The organism is Streptomyces cellostaticus (genome assembly GCF_001513965.1).
In the GTDB taxonomy this organism is placed as follows: Bacteria; Actinomycetota; Actinomycetes; order Streptomycetales; family Streptomycetaceae; genus Streptomyces; species Streptomyces cellostaticus.
This window is the reverse complement of the sequence record NZ_KQ948016.1, coordinates 61,059-78,005: the sequence shown is the minus strand read 5'-3', so window position 1 is coordinate 78,005 and position 16,947 is coordinate 61,059. Positions and strand designations below refer to the sequence as shown.

Sequence of the window (16,947 nt, the reverse complement as noted above, 5' to 3'; positions counted from 1 at the left end):
CGCAGGTCAGAAGCGGGTGGAATGTCAGGGTCTGGGGCAGTGCGGACCGCGCCGGATGTGCGCGAAGGCCCCTCCATCGGATAGCAAGGGCCTATGGCGGTCTTTGTCGCGCTCGGCGCGTTCCTGATGACGCTGGCCGGCGGCTGGACGGCACAGCGCGTGACCGACCGTCGCCATCTCGTCCTGGGACTGGCCGGCGGCCTGATGCTGGGCGTGGTCGGACTGGATCTGCTGCCGGAGGCGCTGCACGCGGCCGACCGCGAGATCTTCGGCGTACCCGCGGCCCTGCTGCTGTTCGTGGCCGGCTTCCTGCTGGCCCATCTGGTGGAGCGCACGCTGGCCGCGCGCCAGGCGGCCCACGGCGGTGACGAGCACAACCACCGCGCGCCCGAGGTGGGCCTGACGGCGGCCGCCGCGATGGTCGGCCACAGCGCCATGGACGGCGTGGCGATCGGCGCGGCCTTCCAGGTGGGCGGCGGCATGGGCACCTCCGTCGCACTCGCCGTGATCGCGCACGACTTCGCCGACGGCTTCAACACCTTCACGATCACGAGCCTGTACGGCAACGAGCGCCGTCGCGCGATACGCATGCTCGTGGCCGACGCCTGCGCCCCCCTCGTGGGCGCCCTGTCGACCGCCTTCTTCCACATCCCGGAACCGGTGCTCGGCGGCTATCTCGGCCTCTTCGGCGGTGTACTGCTCTACCTCGCCGCCGCCGAGATCCTCCCCGAGGCCCACCACGAACACCCCGCCCGCTCCACCCTTCTCTGCACAGTGGCGGGCGCGGCCTTCATCTGGCTGGTGGTCGGCATCTCCGGCGGCTGACCGCACCGGCCGCCTCACAGCTTCCCGCCCCGCCCGCCGTCGCGCCGCGGCGGCGCGATCAGCGTCGAGAGGTACGGCAGCGGCTCCCCGTCCAGCTCGGCGGCCGGCCGCACCGACTCCTCCGGCAGCCCGAGCGCCGACCCCCACACGGCGTTCCCGATCCGCCCGGTCTCCCGCAGCGCCTCGGCGACCTCGGCGGCCTGCCGCCCGAACTTGTACGCCACGACGGTCCCCGGCCCGGCCAGCGCCTCCTTCAGCACGGCGGAACCGGCCGTCACCGGCACCAGCGTCAGCGGCTCGGTCCCCTCGGTCAGCACGGCCCCGGACCGCGCCGCCAGGTCCTGCATGGCGGTGATCCCGGGCACGGTCTCCACCACGGCACCCGGCACCAGCTCCACGATCGTCTGCGCGAGATACGTGAACGTCGAGTACACGTTCGGATCCCCGATGGTGGCGAAGGCGACGGACCCGTGCGTGCGCAGCAGCCCGGCGACCCGCTCGCCCGCCGCGTCCCAGGCGGCCTCCCGGCGCGCCCGGTCGGTCCGCTCGTTCAGCGCGAACACCACCCGGACGACCTTCTCCTCGGGCACGTAGTGCAGCACGGTCGCCTCCGCCCGCCCCCGCTCCCCGGTGTCCATCACGGGTACGACGACGACGTCGGCCGCGCGCAGCGCGTTGACCCCCTTGACGGTCACCAGCTCCGGGTCACCCGGACCGACCCCGACTCCGATCAGCCTGCTGCTCATGACGTCCGGCACCTCTCCACGAACCGACGGGCCACACCGGGCTCGGACGCCCAGTGCGTGTGCAGATAACTCGCGTGCACACCCTGCTGTACAAAACCTTCGACCCGCCGCACCGGGGTCCGTACACCCCAGGCGGGAGCCGCACCGGCGCCGGGCTCGACGACCGTGCGATGGAACTCGTGCCCGCGCATCCGCGTCCCCGCGACGGCCAGCACACTGTCTCCGACGGCCACCGCGTCCCGGTAGCCGAGGGTGAGCCGTTCCGTCATCCGCGCGGTGGCGTCCAGCACCCCGCACATGGGCCGCCCGTCCAGCTCCCGGCAGAGATAGAGCAGCCCGGCACATTCGGCGGCGACGGGGGCGCCGCTCAGTGCCAGTTCGGCGATGGCCTTACGGAGGGGTTCGTTGGCCGACAGCTCGGCGGCGTACACCTCGGGGAAGCCACCACCGATGACCAGGCCTGCGGTGCCGTCGGGCAGTTGCTCGTCGCGGAGGGGATCGAAGGTGACGACTTCGGCCCCGGCGGCGGTGAGGAGCTCGGTGTGCTCGGCGTAGGAGAAGGTGAAGGCCTCACCGCCGGCCATGGCAACACGCGGCGCTCGCTTCTCGGCCGACCTCGTCGGGTGGTCGTGGGCGGGCACGACGGGGGTCCAGGGGGCGGAGCCGCCTGGGAGGGCACCGGCAGCACGGGCAAGTGCCTCCAACGCGGCCAGGTCACACCCCTGAGCCACCTGCGCCGCCATGGCCCCGACGGAGTCGACCGCGGCGGAGCGCCGTTCGGCGACCGGCACCAACCCCAGATGCCGAGAAGGCGTATCCACCTGGGCAGCCCGCCGCAACACACCCAGCACAGGCACCCCGGAGGAATCCAACGCCTCCCGCAACAACTCCTCGTGCCGGTCCGACCCGACCTTGTTCAGGATCACGCCCCCGATCCGCACCTCCGGATCCCAGGACGCGAACCCGTGCACCAGCGCCGCCACGGACCTCGACTGCGACGAAGCGTCCACGACCAGCACCACCGGCGCCCGCAACAGCTTGGCGACATGGGCCGTGGACGCGAGTTCCCCCTCGCCCGCGGCCCCGTCGTACAGCCCCATCACGCCCTCGACCACGGCGATGTCGCAGCCGCGCGCCCCGTGCAGGAACAGCGGAGCGACCAGCTCCGGCCCGCACAGGTACGCGTCGAGGTTGCGCCCCACGCGCCCGCTGGCGAGCGCGTGATACCCGGGGTCGATGTAGTCGGGCCCGACCTTGTGCGGGGACACGGTGAGCCCCCGGCCGGCCAGCGCCGCCATCAAGCCCGTGGCAACGGTGGTCTTGCCGCTGCCGGACGAGGGCGCGGCAATGACCAACCGGGGCACAGAAGTCACCACTCGATGCCCCTCTGACCCTTCTGACCGGCGTCCATCGGGTGCTTGACCTTGGACATGTCGGTCACCAGATCCGCGAGGTCCACCAGCTTCTCCGGCGCGTTCCGCCCGGTGATCACGACATGCTGAGTACCGGGCCGGTTCCGCAGCACCTCCACGACCTCATCCGTGTCCACCCACCCCCAGTGCATCGGGTACGCGAACTCGTCCAGCACGTACAGCTGGTACGTCTCGGCCGCCAGGTCCCGCTTGACCTGCTCCCAGCCCTCCCGGGCCTTCTCCTCGTTGTCCATCTGGGCATCGCGCTGGACCCAGGACCAGCCCTCGCCCATCTTGTGCCAGTCGACGGTCCCGCCCTGCCCGGAGGCGCCGAGCACCCGCAGCGCGTTCTCCTCGCCGACCTTCCACTTCGCCGACTTGACGAACTGGAACACCCCGATCGGCCACCCCTGGTTCCAGGCGCGCAGCGCAAGACCGAAGGCGGCCGTCGACTTGCCCTTGCCGATCCCGGTGTGCACGACGACCAGTGGCCGGTTACGTCGCTGACGCGTCGTCAGGCCGTCGTCCGGTACGACACTCGGTTGTCCCTGCGGCATTACGCGGCCCTCCTCGAAGTCCCCTGCACGTCCCTGACCAGCCCGGCGATGGAATCCGCCCGCAACTCGTCCAGCGTCACCGCCGTACCCCCCAGCTCACCCGCGAGCTGCCCGGCGAGCCCGAGCCGCACCGGCCCCGACTCGCAGTCCACGACCACGGACGCGACCCCCTCGGCCGCGAACAGCCGCGCCGCCCGCCCCGCCAGCGCCACCGGCTCCGGACCACCGGTGGCCCGCCCGTCCGTCACCACCACGACCAGCGCCCGCCGCGCCGGATCCCGCAGCCGCTCCACCCGCAGCACCTCGTGCGCCTTGAGCAGCCCGGCCGCGAGCGGGGTACGACCGCCCGTCGGCAGCGACTCCAGCCGGGCGGCCGCGGCATCGACGGAAGAGGTCGGCGGCAGGGCGACATCGGCCGCGGCGCCCCGGAAGGTCACGAGCCCCACCTTGTCCCGCCGCTGATAGGCATCCAGCAGCAGGGACACCACGGCCCCCTTCACGGCGCTCATCCGCTGCCGCGCCGCCATCGATCCGGAGGCGTCCACGACGAACAGAACGAGATTGCCCTCGCGGCCCTCCCGCGTCGCCTGCCGCAGATCGTCCCGGCGCAGCACCAGCCCCGGCCCGGACCGCCCCCGCGCCCGCTGGTGCGGGGCGGCGGCCTGCACGGTCGCCGCCAGATGCAGCTTGGTCAGCGTGCCCTGGGGGCGCCGGGCCCCGGTCGTGCGCCCGTGCTCGGTCCGCGCCCGCGAGCGCCGCCCGGCGGCACCCTCACCGAGGCCCGGCACGCTCAGCACCTTCGTACGAAACGGCTCGGCGGCCCGTACGGCCGACTGCTCCTGCGCACCGGAGGCCTGCGGCTGACCGCCGTCACCGGCCTCGGGCTGCGCGGCAGTGCCGCCGTCGCCCTCGGGACCGCTGTCGGGCGCCGGCCGGCCACCGCCGCCACCGGGCCCGTCGGGGTCCGGATCGTCGTCGCTCTCTGCGGAGAACTGCTCCAGCGTCTCGTCCAGTTTGTCCTCGTCAAGACCCGGCGCGTCGAACGGATTCCGCCGCCGCCGGTGCGGCAGCGCGAGCAGCGCGGCCTGCCGGACGTCCTCGGCGAGCACGTCCGTCCGCCCGGCCCACGCGGCCAGCGCGGTCGCCGTACGCGCCATCACGATGTCGGCGCGCATACCGTCCACCTCGAAGGCGGCACAGGTCGCGGCGATCTGCCGGAGAGCGGCGTCGCCCAGCCGGACCTGCGGCAGCAACTCCCTTGCCGCGACGATCCGGTGCCGTACGGCCGCCTCCTCCTCGGCCCACCGTGCGGCGAAGCCGGCCGGGTCGTCGTCGTAGGCGAGCCGCCGCCGTACGACCTCCACCCGCTGGTCCGGCTCCCGCGAAGCCGCGACCTCCACGGTCAGCCCGAACCGGTCGAGCAACTGCGGCCGCAGCTCGCCCTCTTCGGGGTTCATGGTGCCGACGAGCAGGAACCGGGCCGCGTGCCGCACCGAGACACCCTCGCGCTCGACGTAGGACGCGCCCATCGCCGCCGCGTCCAGCAGCAGGTCGACCAGGTGGTCGTGGAGGAGGTTGACCTCGTCCACGTACAGGATCCCGCGGTGCGCGTCGGCCAGCAGCCCCGGCTCGAACGCCTTCACGCCCTCGGCGAGCGCCCGCTCGATGTCGAGGGCGCCGACCAGCCGGTCCTCGGAGGCGCCGACGGGGAGTTCGACCATCCGCGCGGGCCGCGACGTACCGGCCCCGGTCTCGTGCGGGCCGTCCGGGCAGGACGGGTCCGGCGCCGCCGGGGCACAGGAGAACCGGCACCCGGGGACCACGGACACCTCCGGCAGCAGCGCCGAAAGGGCCCGTACGGCCGTCGACTTGGCGGTGCCCTTCTCGCCGCGCACCAGCACACCGCCGACCGCCGGCGACACGGCGTTCAGCAGCAGCGCGAGCCGCAGGTCGTCCTGGCCGACGACGGCCGTAAAGGGAAAGGGGGTGGTCACTGGTCGCCCTCCAAGTCGCCTTCCAGCTCCAGGTACGTGGCGCGCAGCCGCTCCAGCGTGTCCGCGTCCGGCTCCGCCCACAGCCCGCGGTCCGCCGCCTCCAGCAGCCGCTCGGTGATCCCGCGCAGCGCCCACGGGTTGGACTTCTTCATGAAGTCCTGGTTCTCCGGGTCGAAGACGTACTCCGCGCTGAGCTTCTCGTACATCCAGTCGTCGACCACGCCCGCCGTGGCGTCGTAGCCGAACAGGTAGTCCACGGTCGCCGCCATCTCGAAGGCGCCCTTGTAGCCGTGCCGGCGCATGGCCGCCATCCAGCGCGGGTTGACCACGCGGGCGCGGAAGACGCGGTGTGTCTCCTCGCCGAGCGTGCGGGTCTTCACCTGGTCCGGTACGGCACTGTCACCCACGTACGCCTCGGGGTTGGCGCCCGTCAGGTGCCGGACCATGGCGACCATGCCGCCGTGGTACTGGAAGTAGTCGTCGGCGTCCACCAGGTCGTGCTCGCGGGTGTCCACGTTCTTCGCCGCCACGGCGATCCGCCGGAACGCGGTCTCCATGTCCCCGCGCGCCGCCCGGCCGTCGAGCCCGCGCCCGTACGCGTACCCGCCCCACACCGCGTACACCTCGGCGAGGTCCGCGTCGCTGCGCCAGTTGCGGGCGTCGATCAGCGGCAGCAGACCGGCGCCGTACGCCCCCGGCTTCGAGCCGAAGATACGGGCCGTCGCGCGCCGCCGGTCACCGTGCCCGGCGGTGTCCTCGTCGACGTGCGCCCTGACGAAGTTCCGCTCGCCCGGCTCGTCCAGCTCGGCCACCGTCCGCACCGCGTCGTCGAGCAGCCCGACGACGTGCGGGAACGCGTCCCGGAAGAAGCCGGAGATGCGGACCGTGACGTCGATGCGCGGCCGGCCCAGCTCCGCCAGGGGGATCACCTCGAAGCCCGTCACCCGGCGCGAGGCGTCGTCCCAGACCGGACGGCAGCCCAGCAGCGCCAGGATCTCGGCGATGTCGTCGCCCTGGGTGCGCATCGCGGACGTGCCCCAGACCGTCAGCCCGACGGACTTCGGGTACTCACCGGTGTCGCTCAGATACCGCTGCACCAGCGACTCGGCGAGCGACTGGCCGACCTCCCAGCTCAGCCGGGACGGAATCGCCTTGGGGTCGACGGAGTAGAAGTTCCGGCCGGTCGGCAGGACGTTGACCAGACCCCGGGTCGGAGAGCCCGACGGGCCCGCCGGGACGTAACCGCCGTTCAGCGCCCGCAGGATGTGCCCGATCTCGTCGGTCGTGCGGGCCAGCCGCGGTACCACCTCCGTGCAGGCGAACTCCAGCACGGCCACCGCGTCCGGGAGTTCGGTGCCGATGGCCTCGCGCACGAGCGCCGGGACCGCCGTACCGTCCCAGCCCCGCTCCTCCATCCCCTCGGCCAGTCGCCGGCACAGCTGCTCCAGCAGGTCGATCGCGTCGGCGGCCGTGCGCGACGGACCCTCGGCCAGGTCCGTCAGCTCGACCGGCACCTTCACCGGCGCGCCCGGTTCGGCCAGCAGTTCCTTCTCCACCAGCCCGAAGTGAGCGGCCAGCGACGCCCGCAGCCCCGGCAGCGCGTTCGCCTGCCCGCCCCACACCTGTGAGGCCCGCAGCACCGCGAGGACCAGGTTCACGCGGGGCTCGGCGACCGGCCCGCCGCCCAGGATGTGCAGGCCGTCCCGGATCTGGACGTCCTTGATCTCGCACAGATAGCCGTCGATGTGCATGACGAACTCGTCGAAGTCGTCGTCGTCCGGCTGCGCGTCCACATGCAGGTCGTGGTGCAGCTCGGCTGCCTTGACCAGGGTCCAGATCTGCGCCCGCACGGCCGGGGCCTTCGTCGGGTCCAGGTCGGAGACGAGCGCGTACTCGTCCAGCAGCTGCTCCAGCTTGGCCAGGTCGCCGTAGGTGTCGGCACGCGCCATCGGCGGTACGAGGTGGTCGACCACCGTGGCATGCCCGCGCCGCTTGGCCTGGGTGCCCTCGCCGGGGTCGTTGACGATGAACGGGTAGATCAGGGGGAGGTCGCCGAGGACGGCGTCCGGCGCACAGCCCCCGCTCAGCCCGAGGCCCTTGCCGGGCAGCCACTCCATCGTGCCGTGCTTGCCCATGTGCACGATGGCGTCCGCGCCGAAGCTGTTGTCGAGCCACCTGTACGCCGCCATGTAGTGGTGGGACGGCGGCATGTCGGGGTCGTGGTAGATCGCGATCGGGTTCTCGCCGAAGCCGCGCGGCGGCTGGATCATCACGACGACGTTCCCGAACTGGAGGGAGGCGAGGACGATGTCGTCGCCGTCCACGTACAGGCTGCCCGGCGGCTCGCCCCAGGCCTCCAGCATGGCGTCCCGCAGCTCGGGGTCGAGCTTGTCGAACCACGCCCGGTAGTCGGCCAGCGGCACCCGTGCGGGCGCGGCGGCCAGCTGGTCCTCGGTGAGCCACTCGACGTCGTGCCCGCCGGCCTCGATGAGCCGGTGGATCAACTCGTCGCCGTTGTCGGGGTATTCGGTGAGGCCGTAGCCGGCGTCCCGGAGGGCGTCCAGGACGCGCACCGCCGACGCGGGCGTGTCCAGGCCGACCGCGTTGCCGACGCGCGAGTGCTTGGTCGGGTACGCGGTGAAGACGAGCGCGAGCTTCTTGTCGGCGTTCGCCTTGTGCCCCAGCCGCGCGTGCCGTACGGCGATTCCGGCGACGCGCCCGGCCCGCTCGGGGTCGGCGACGTACACCGGCACGTCGTCCGGGCCCTGCTCCTTGAAGGAGAACGGCACCGTGATCAGACGCCCGTCGAACTCGGGGATCGCGACCTGCATCGCCGCGTCCATGGGGGAGAGGGCGGCGTCGGACTCGTCCCAGGCGCTCTTGGAGGAGGTCAGGCAGAGGCCTTGCAGAACGGGCACGTCGAGGTCGGCGAGTGCCCCGATGTCCCAGGCCTCCTCGTCGCCGCCCGCCGAGGCCTGCGAGGCGTGCGTGCCGCCGGCGGCGAGGACGGTGGCGACCAGGGCGTCGGTCCGGCCGAGGATCTCGTACAGAGCGGCGTCCGCGCCCCGCAGCGAACCGCAGTACACGGGCAGGGCGTTGGCGCCGTGCGCCTCGATCGCGTCGCACAGCGTGTCCACGAAGGCGGTGTTGCCGCTCAGCTCGTGGGCCCGGTAGAAGAGCACGCCGACGGTGGGACGTCCGTCCCTGATGTCGTACGAGCCGTGCACCCCGTACTCCGGCATCTTCCGCGGTTCTTCGAACCCCTCACCGGTCAGCAGCACGGTGTCGGAGAGGAACCGGGCCAGCTCGGTCAGGTTCTCGGGCCCGCCCTCGACCAGGTACTTCAGCGCCTCCGCCACGACACCCGCCGGAACGGACGACTCGGCCATCAGCTCGGCGTCCGGCACGGCCTCGCCGCCCAGCAGCACGGTCGGGATCCCGGACGCCCTCAGTGCGGCCAGCCCGTCCTCCCAGGCGCGCTTGCCGCCCAGCAGCCGTACGACGGCGATGTCCGCGCCCTCGATCAGCCCCGGCAGCTCCGCGGCCACGTCGACCCGGGTCGGGTTGCCGATCCGGTACGCGGCGCCGGAGGCCCGGGCCGCCAGCAGATCGGTGTCGGCGGTCGACAACAACAACACTGTGCTCATGCGGGTGCTCCCGGTGGAATGAAAGGCAGTCCTTGCGGCGCGCCCGACTCGATGAGCCGCCAGAGCGCGTCCGTGTCCGCGTGCTGTTCGATCAGGTCGCCGAGCCGGTCGAGCTGCTCCTCGCGCAGCGCGGCGAACGAGGTGTCGGGGGCCGGCACGAAGCGGCGGCCCGCGGCGGCCGCCACCTCGCGCAGGAAGGCCCGCCGGAAACCGTCCGACTCCAGGGAGCCGTGCCAGTGGGTGCCCCAGGCCTGGCCGACCCGGCAGCCGTCCAGGAAGGCTTCACCGCCTGCGACTTCGGCAACCCCGTGATGGATCTCGTACCCCTCGACGTGCTCGCCGAGGGCCTCGCCCGCGGGCCGGGTGAGGATCTTCTCGCGGGCGAACCGCACCCGCACCGGCAGCACCCCGAGGCCCTGGACCTGCCCGGCGCGCGACTCGACCTCGTCCTCGATGTGCTCGCCGAGGATCTGGAAGCCGCCGCAGATGCCGAGGACCGGGCGTCCTTCCGCGGCCCTTCTGACGAGGGCGTCCGCGAGGCCCCGCTCCCGCAGCCACGCGAGAGCCCTGACCGTCCCCCGAGTTCCCGGGATCACCACGAGGTCGGCGTCCGCCAGCTCCTCCGGCCGGTCCACGAACCGCACCACGACACCCGGCTCGGCGGCCAGTGCGTCCACGTCCGTGAAGTTGGACATGAGCGGGATCGCGCAGACGGCGACGCGCAGGACGTCCTCACCGACGGGCGGGGCGGTGTTCGACTCGCGTACCGTCCCGCGCAGGGAGACCCTCAGGCCGTCCTCCTCGTCGATGCCGAGCCCGTGCCGGAAGGGCAGCACGCCGTACGTGTGCCGTCCGGTGAGCCCGTGCAGCATGTCGAGTCCGGGCTCCAGGAGGGAGACGTCCCCGCGGAACTTGTTGACCAGGAACCCGGCGACCAGCTCCTGGTCCTCGGGCGAGAGCAGGGCGACCGTCCCGAAGAAGGAGGCGAAGACCCCGCCCCGGTCGATGTCGCCGACGACCAGCACGGGCAGCCGCGCGTTCCGCGCGATCCCCATGTTCACGATGTCGGTGCGCCGCAGATTGATCTCCGCGGGCGAACCGGCCCCCTCACAGATCACCGCGTCATACGTGCCCCGCAACTCGGCCAGGCAGTCCAGGACGGTGCCGAGGAGCTGCTGCTGGCGTCCCCCGTGGTACCCGCGTGCGCTCAGCTCGCCCACCGGCTTGCCGAGCAGCACCACCTGGCTGCTCTGTTCGCCGCCCGGCTTGAGCAGCACGGGGTTCATCAGCGCGGTCGGCTCGACGCGACAGGCCTGGGCCTGCATGGCCTGCGCCCGCCCGATCTCGGCACCCTCCCGCGTCACGAACGAGTTGAGGGACATGTTCTGCGCCTTGAAGGGCGCGACCTTGACGCCCTGGCGCACCAGCCACCGGCAGATCCCGGCCGTCACGACGCTCTTGCCTGCGTCGGAGGTGGTGCCGGCGACGAGGAGACCACCGTTCACTTGCCACGTCCCTTCACGAGTCGGCGCGCGGCGACCGTGGCGCCGAGCGCGAGCAGGCCGACGCGGCGCGAGAGCCGTACGGCCCGGTCGATGTCGGTGACCCGGACGGCCCGCCCGGCGTCCCCGTTGAGGACGGGCCGGTGCTCGACGCGCCCGCCGTAGGACAGCGTCCCGCCCAGCCGCACGCCGAGGGCGCCCGCGAACGAGGCTTCGACGGGCCCGGCGTTGGGGCTCGGGTGCTTGCGTGCGTCGGCCCGCCAGGCGCGCAGGGCGCCGCGGGGGTCGGGTCCGGCCGCGGCGGCGAGTACGGCGGTCAGCCGCGCCCCGGGCCAGCCGGCGAGGTCGTCGAGGCGGGCGGAGGCCCAGCCGTAGCGGCGGAAGCGGGCCGACTTGTGTCCCACCATCGCATCCAGGGTGTTGACGGCCCGGAACCCGAGCAGGCCCGGCACCCCGCCCACCGCACCCCACACCAGCGCACCCACGACGGCGTCGGAGGTGTTCTCGGCGACGGACTCGACCACGGCGCGGGCGATCCCGTCGGCGTCGAGGGCCTGCGGATCCCGACCGCACAGATGCGGCAGCCGCTCGCGGGCGGCCGCCATGTCACCGGCCTCCAGGGCGCGCCCGACGATCCGGGCCTCCCGGGCCAGCGAAGTGCCCCCGACGACGGCCCAGGTGGCGGCACCGGCCAGCGCGACGGAAGCGACGGGGGAGCGGCGTACGGCCCGTTCGGCCACGACCCCCAGGGCGACGGCGCCGCCGGCGCACACGGCGGTGTGCAACGCGCCCCAGCCGCGGTGGTCGTGCCACAGCACGCGTTCCACGGCTGCGGCCGCCCGCCCGAACGCGGCGACCGGGTGCCCGCGGCGCGGATCGCCGAGGAGCAGGTCGCCGAGAAGGCCGGCGGCGGCGCCGTACGCGTACGAGCGATCGGCACCCATCGGCTCAGCCGGCCGTGGGCTCAGGGACGGGCCTGGTACTGGTCCTCGATCGGCAGCCGAGCATGGCGATATGTGTCCTCACTCAGGGTGTCCGCGCCCTGGTTCGACGAGACCGGCGGTGAGAGTTCCTGGCTCCCGGGGTGTTCTTCCCCGGTGACAGTGGCGGGACCGCGCCGGATTCGCACCGGCTTCCTCTCCTGCCGCCGTACATGGCCTGGGCAGTCCACCACGCAGCCGGAAGAGCCGTCAACTTGCCTTTGACCTGGGACGGTGGACTGTGCTGAGGCCCACATCGCCGGCCCGCCGGGCGCTGCCGGACGTCCGGGTTGCGGTGAATTCCCCTCCCCCCGGGCGGCATTCGGGGGATCCCCCTTGTGCTCACGGGAACGGGAGGATCTGCACGAGCGCGTACGTCTCATACGGGATGGAACGGACGCGGGATGGCGAAGGGCACTCCTGACGCCGAACTTCCGCGGGCGACCGCGCGGTTGCGGAGCGAGGACGGTCAGGTCACCGGCGCCGGGGCCGCGGACACACGTCCGCCCTGCCGCTCCGGCTGACACGCCGGCCCGGCAGGGCGGATGCGGACATCGAAGTCCAGGCCGTCAGGGCTTGGCCACGATCAGATAGATCCCGTAGGCCACCGCGGCCGCACAAGCCGCGAAGCACACGTACGCACCGGTCACAGCGAGCCCCGCGGACCCGCCCTGCGCGGCAGCCTTCTCGCGGCGCGACAGGCCGTTGACGCCGAGGGTGAACAGGGCCACCAGGCCCACCGTGAACGCGAGGCTGACGCCGAAGACGGAGCCGAGAGCCGCCCAGTCGATCTTCATGGGGATGATTCCTTCAGTTACCGGGTGCTCGGGTCAGACCGCGGCGGCCGGCGGGGCCGCCGGAGCCGCAGGGGCCGGGTCGGTGGCCGGGGCCGGGATCGTGGCCGTCAGGTTCTCGGTGACGGTGCCCGCGGGGGGCGGGGTCACCGCGGCGATGGCGGTGGTCACCACGCCGGCCGGCTCAGCAGCGTCGTCGGGGGCGACGTCGGTGTGGTCGACGACCTCGCGACGGGAGATCTTCCAGATCACGGCGCTGGCGCCGACGAGGAAGACGGCGACGGCCGCGGTGCCCCAGTCACCCAGGTCCGTGACGGACTCGGCGCCCGCGCCGACCAGCGCGGCGGCCGGGAGGGTGAGCGCCCAGGCGGCGAACATGCGGGTCGCGGTGGACCAGCGGACCACACCGCCCTTGCGGCCGAGGCCCGCACCCATCACCGAGCCGGAGACGACATGGGTGGTGGAGAGGGAGAAGCCCAGGTGGGACGAGGCCAGGATGGCCGTGGCCGCACTGGTCTGGGCGGCGAAGCCCTGCTGCGGCTCGAGGTCGGTCAGCCCCTTGCCCATGGTGCGGATGATGCGCCAGCCGCCGATGTAGGTGCCGAGCGCGATGGCCAGGCCCGCGGAGAGGATCACCCAGGTGGGAGGGTTGGAGCCGGGGGCGATCGCACCGCCCGCGATCAACGCGAGGGTGATGATGCCCATCGTCTTCTGCGCGTCGTTGGTGCCGTGGGCCAGGGAGACCAGGCCGGCGGAGGCGATCTGCCCGGCGCGGTAGCCCTTGCGGGTGGCCTCGCCCCCGGCGTTGCGGCCGATGCCGTACGAGAACCGGGTGGCGAGCATCGCGGCGAGTCCGGCCACGATCGGGGCGGCGACCGCCGGGAGCAGGACCTTGGTGACCAGGACGTCACCGTGGACGGCGCCGAAGCCCGCGGAGGCGACGGTGGCGCCGACCAGGCCGCCCATCAGGGCGTGCGAGGAGCTGGAGGGCAGTCCCACCAGCCAGGTCAGCAGGTTCCAGAGGATGGCGCCGACCAGGGCGGCGAATATGACTTCGGGGCGTATGCCGTTCTCGTCGACGAGACCCTTGGAGATCGTGTTGGCGACCTCCACGGAGAGGAAAGCGCCTACAAGGTTGAGTGCGGCGGACATGGCCACCGCGACCTTGGGCTTGAGCGCACCGGTCGAGATGGTCGTGGCCATCGCGTTGGCGGTGTCGTGGAAACCGTTCGTGAAATCGAACGCGAGTGCGGTTACCACCACAATCGCGAGGATCAGCGAGAAGCTTTCCATTTACCCAGGCAATCGTTCGAGGTCATTGGCTGTTGGACCGTAGGCAACCTGGGTGAACGGAAGATGAACTGAGGCGGGCTTGAGGGTGTCGAGAGTGGGGGATTGGGGTTCCGCTCGCATCTGACGCCCCAGGCGCCCCTTGGCTACCGGCCTCGCGCGAAGGCCCGCAGCCGGCTCGGCGGCCCGTTGAAGAGATTCGTGTCACCCAGCAGGCCCCCCTGGGTGCCGTACTGCCAGAAGGTCCAGGAGGGCCAGCCGCCCGGCAGCGATCCCGGCTCCGACGTGCCGTGACGGGCGATCCACAGGGGGTGGTCCGAGGCGAACGCGCGGCTGTCACCGGTGCAGGCGTCCCACCATTCGGCGGTGGTGTAGATCACCGGGCGGCGGCCGGTCGTCCGCTCGACCTCGTCGCTGAAGGACCGGATCCAGCGGACCATCCGCTTCCAGCCCAGCCCGTAGCACGGGTGCTTCTCGTCGTACGGGTTGTACTCGATGTCGAGCGCGGGCGGCAGCGTCCAGCCGTCCGCCCGCCAGCCGCCGCCGTGCCGTACGAAGTACTCGGCCTGCTCGGCGCCCGAGGACTTGTCGGGCAGTGCGAAGTGGTACGCGCCGTGGACCAGGCCCGCCTGGCGGGCGCCGTCGTACTGCTGGTCGAAAAGGGGATTGCGGTAGGTCGTGGACTCGGTCGCCTTGACGTAGGTGAACCGTGCGCCGTCCGACCGGGCGGCCGGCCAGTCGACATGACTCTGGTAGGACGACACGTCGTGTCCTCGGGGCAGCCCGGCCGCGGACACCGACGGCCCCGCGGAGGCGGCCGCCGTGCCGGCGAGGGCGAGCGTCGCCGCGGCTGTTGCCGCGAGGAGAGCCGCGCGGCGACGGGAAGGTGTGCGGTCACGGGCCATGTGTCCCCCTGGAGTGGAGGCGGAACGTCGTCCGGCGAGCGAGGAAGATCATTAAATGCCCGGTGATCGCCAATACACGCTTATTTGATTGTTTTCAAGGTGATGTTCCCCCGTTCGGGCGTACGATTTCAGGCCCGATCCTTGACGGCGGACCGCTCGACGCCGGGCCGGCTGGCAGGATCCCCGCATGGCTGAACAGCGGCGGGATCCGGAAGTGGCAGAGGCACGCGCCTGGGAGGGGGTGGTCGCGACGGCCCGCCGGACCGTCGCCGACGGGCTGGTCGTCGGCACCTCCGGCAACGTGTCGGCGCGCGTCGGGGACCTCGTGCTGGTCACCCCTTCGGGCGTGCCCTACGACCGGCTGACCCCGGACGACATCACCGGCGTCGACCTCGACGGGCGGCAGGTGCTCGGCACGCTCGTGCCGACCAGCGAACTGCCCATGCACCTCGCCGTCTACCGCACCACCGACGCCCGCGCCGTCGTCCACACCCATGCGGTGCACGCCACGGCCGTCTCCACCCTCCTGACCGAGCTGCCCCCGATCCACTACATGGCCGGAGCCATGGGCGGCCCCGTCCGGGTCGCCCCCTACGCGACCTACGGCACGGACGAACTGGCCGAGAACATGCTCCGCGCCCTCGCCGGCCGCTCCGGCTGCCTCCTGCGGAACCACGGCATGATCACCTACGGGACCACCCTCGACCAGGCCTACGACCGCACCGCCCAGCTGGAGTGGATGTGCCACCTGTGGCTGACGGCATCCGCGGTACCGGGACTGGCGCCCTCCCTTCTGACGGAGGAACAGATGGGAGAGGCCGGGGCACGTTTGAAGGAGTACGGCCAACGGAGGTGACTCCCGCTGAGCCTGCGGCTTTCTCCGAGGCGGCTCCGTGAGTCGCCGTGTGGCCGCAGGGCGGTGCCGGACCGGCGCGCACCCCTCTTCTCTTTGTCCCGCATCTTCTCTTCGTCCCGCGCCACACGTCCTCTCCGTCCCGTGCCGCACGCCGGACTTCGGCTCCGCTCAGCCCTCCGCTGGCCGTCGGCCCGGACCGCCACGACACTGGACCCGTGCGCACCGTCAAAGCGACCGCCGCCGCACTCACCGCGGTCCTGGCCGCCGGCGCGGCATCCGTGGCCGCCGGCCGTCTCGCCAGCGACGCCGCGCTGAAGGCGCCCGCGGGCCGCCCCCTGCCCACCGAACCCCGGCTCACCGTGCACGGCACCGCCGCAGGACGGATCGCGCTCACCCGCGACCTGGCCTCCCTGCGCCCCGGCACCTACGGTCTCGCCGGTGACGGCTCCCACGCGGTCGTCGGCCCCGTCCTGGAGGCGGCCGAGCACACCGCCGACACCGTCGTACGCCGTCTCGTACGCGTCACGCACGGCACCCTCGCCCCCGGCGACGCCGTCTGGCTCACCCCGAACCTGTACGTCGGCAATCCGGGCGCCGCCCTCGGCCTCGACCATGCCGACATCGACATACCCGGTGAACTCGGTGCCCTGCCCGCCTGGTTCGTGCCCGGCTTCCGGGACACCTGGGTGATCGCGGTACACGGCCTCGGCACCACCCGCGAGCAGGCCATGAACGTCATGGCGTTCCTGCACGGCCGCCGCCTGCCGGTCCTCGCCCTCGCCTACCGCGGCGACCTCGGCGCCCCGCGCCCGCCGGACGGGCTGGGCCACCTCGGCGAGACCGAATGGCGCGATGTCGACGCGGCGATCCGCTACGCCGTCCGCTACGGCGCCCGCCGGGTCATCCTCCTCGGCTGGTCCACCGGCGCCACCATGGCCCTGCGGGCCGCCGAGCACTCCGCCGTGCGCGAGCGCGTCGCCGGGCTCGTCCTCGACTCCCCGGTGCTCAGCTGGCCGGCCACCCTGCGCGCCCTCGCCCAGGCCCGCCACACTCCGGAGCCGCTGCTGCCGCTCGCGGTGCGGGCCGCGCAGGGCCGGGCCGGGCTGCAGGCCGACCGGCACGCCGAGGCCGACTCGGAGCGGCTCGCCGTACCCACTCTGATCATCCACGGCCCGGACGACACGGTCGCCCCGTGGGAGTACTCCCGCCGCCTCGCCGCCCGCCGCCCCGACCGCGTTGCCCTGCACACGGTGCCCGGGGCCCCGCACGCGGCGATGTGGAATGCGGACCCCAAGGGGTACGAGGAACGCCTGCGCCGGTTCCTGACCCCCCTGATGTGACCGCGCCCCCGATCCCGCCGTGCAAGTCGGAAGCCCCGGTTCCAGCCGTTCCGTTTAAGGCTGTACGACTGGCCTGAAGATGTCTCCTCGCCCGGCACC

Annotated in this window: 13 protein-coding genes and 1 riboswitch; of the genes, 3 read left to right on the top strand and 10 right to left on the bottom strand. The window is 72.7% G+C overall.

The features are described from left to right. Nucleotides 1–93 precede the first annotated feature (93 nt). The gene (locus AQI88_RS03940) at nt 94–825 is read left to right on the top strand and encodes a ZIP family metal transporter (protein ID WP_066991917.1); all 732 of its coding nucleotides are present in this window, start codon (nt 94–96) and stop codon (nt 823–825) included. Between the two features lie 14 nt (nt 826–839). Here AQI88_RS03940 and cobI read toward each other — a convergent pair whose 3' ends face one another. The 10 genes from cobI to AQI88_RS03890 form a co-directional block, all read right to left on the bottom strand. Then, on the bottom strand, nt 840–1,571 hold the full coding sequence (cobI, locus tag AQI88_RS03935; RefSeq protein WP_107118483.1) for a precorrin-2 C(20)-methyltransferase: 732 nt from the start codon (nt 1,569–1,571) through the stop codon (nt 840–842). Further along, entirely contained in the window at nt 1,568–2,947 is a 1,380-nt protein-coding gene (locus AQI88_RS03930; RefSeq protein ID WP_066991912.1) for a cobyrinic acid a,c-diamide synthase CobB, read from the bottom strand. The genes cobI and AQI88_RS03930 overlap by 4 nt, the downstream gene beginning before the upstream one ends. Further along, nucleotides 2,941–3,540, bottom strand: a complete 600-nt coding sequence (gene cobO / locus AQI88_RS03925) for a cob(I)yrinic acid a,c-diamide adenosyltransferase (protein ID WP_066991909.1) — start codon at nt 3,538–3,540, stop codon at nt 2,941–2,943. Before cobO ends, AQI88_RS03930 begins: the two co-directional genes overlap by 7 nt. Further along, entirely contained in the window at nt 3,540–5,534 is a 1,995-nt protein-coding gene (locus tag AQI88_RS03920; RefSeq protein WP_066991906.1) for a putative cobaltochelatase, read from the bottom strand. Before AQI88_RS03920 ends, cobO begins: the two co-directional genes overlap by 1 nt. After that, nucleotides 5,531–9,181 carry a cobaltochelatase subunit CobN gene (gene cobN, locus AQI88_RS03915; RefSeq protein WP_107118457.1) on the bottom strand — a complete coding sequence of 1,217 codons (3,651 nt, stop codon included), beginning with the start codon at nt 9,179–9,181 and terminating at the stop codon, nt 5,531–5,533. Before cobN ends, AQI88_RS03920 begins: the two co-directional genes overlap by 4 nt. Beyond that, nucleotides 9,178–10,686 carry a cobyric acid synthase gene (locus tag AQI88_RS03910; protein ID WP_066991900.1) on the bottom strand — a complete coding sequence of 503 codons (1,509 nt, stop codon included), beginning with the start codon at nt 10,684–10,686 and terminating at the stop codon, nt 9,178–9,180. The genes cobN and AQI88_RS03910 overlap by 4 nt, the downstream gene beginning before the upstream one ends. Continuing rightward, the gene (locus tag AQI88_RS03905) at nt 10,683–11,627 is read right to left on the bottom strand and encodes a cobalamin biosynthesis protein (RefSeq protein WP_066991898.1); all 945 of its coding nucleotides are present in this window, start codon (nt 11,625–11,627) and stop codon (nt 10,683–10,685) included. The genes AQI88_RS03910 and AQI88_RS03905 overlap by 4 nt, the downstream gene beginning before the upstream one ends. A gap of 102 nt (nt 11,628–11,729) precedes the next feature. Beyond that, nucleotides 11,730–11,871, bottom strand: a riboswitch (cobalamin riboswitch). Between the two features lie 361 nt (nt 11,872–12,232). Beyond that, the gene (locus AQI88_RS03900; RefSeq protein ID WP_066991896.1) at nt 12,233–12,460 is read right to left on the bottom strand and encodes a hypothetical protein; all 228 of its coding nucleotides are present in this window, start codon (nt 12,458–12,460) and stop codon (nt 12,233–12,235) included. 33 nt (nt 12,461–12,493) lie between these two features. Continuing rightward, nucleotides 12,494–13,750, bottom strand: coding sequence for an inorganic phosphate transporter (locus tag AQI88_RS03895; RefSeq protein ID WP_066991893.1), 1,257 nt, complete (start codon nt 13,748–13,750; stop codon nt 12,494–12,496). A 143-nt stretch (nt 13,751–13,893) separates the two neighbouring features. Then, entirely contained in the window at nt 13,894–14,652 is a 759-nt protein-coding gene (locus AQI88_RS03890; protein WP_066991890.1) for a lysozyme, read from the bottom strand. Between the two features lie 187 nt (nt 14,653–14,839). Here AQI88_RS03890 and AQI88_RS03885 point away from each other — a divergent pair, with 187 nt between their 5' ends. Next, nucleotides 14,840–15,508, top strand: a complete 669-nt coding sequence (locus tag AQI88_RS03885; protein WP_066991887.1) for a class II aldolase/adducin family protein — start codon at nt 14,840–14,842, stop codon at nt 15,506–15,508. A 215-nt stretch (nt 15,509–15,723) separates the two neighbouring features. Next, complete coding sequence (locus AQI88_RS03880; RefSeq protein ID WP_066991884.1) at nt 15,724–16,848, top strand: alpha/beta hydrolase; 1,125 nt, start codon at nt 15,724–15,726, stop codon at nt 16,846–16,848. Nucleotides 16,849–16,947 lie beyond the last annotated feature (99 nt).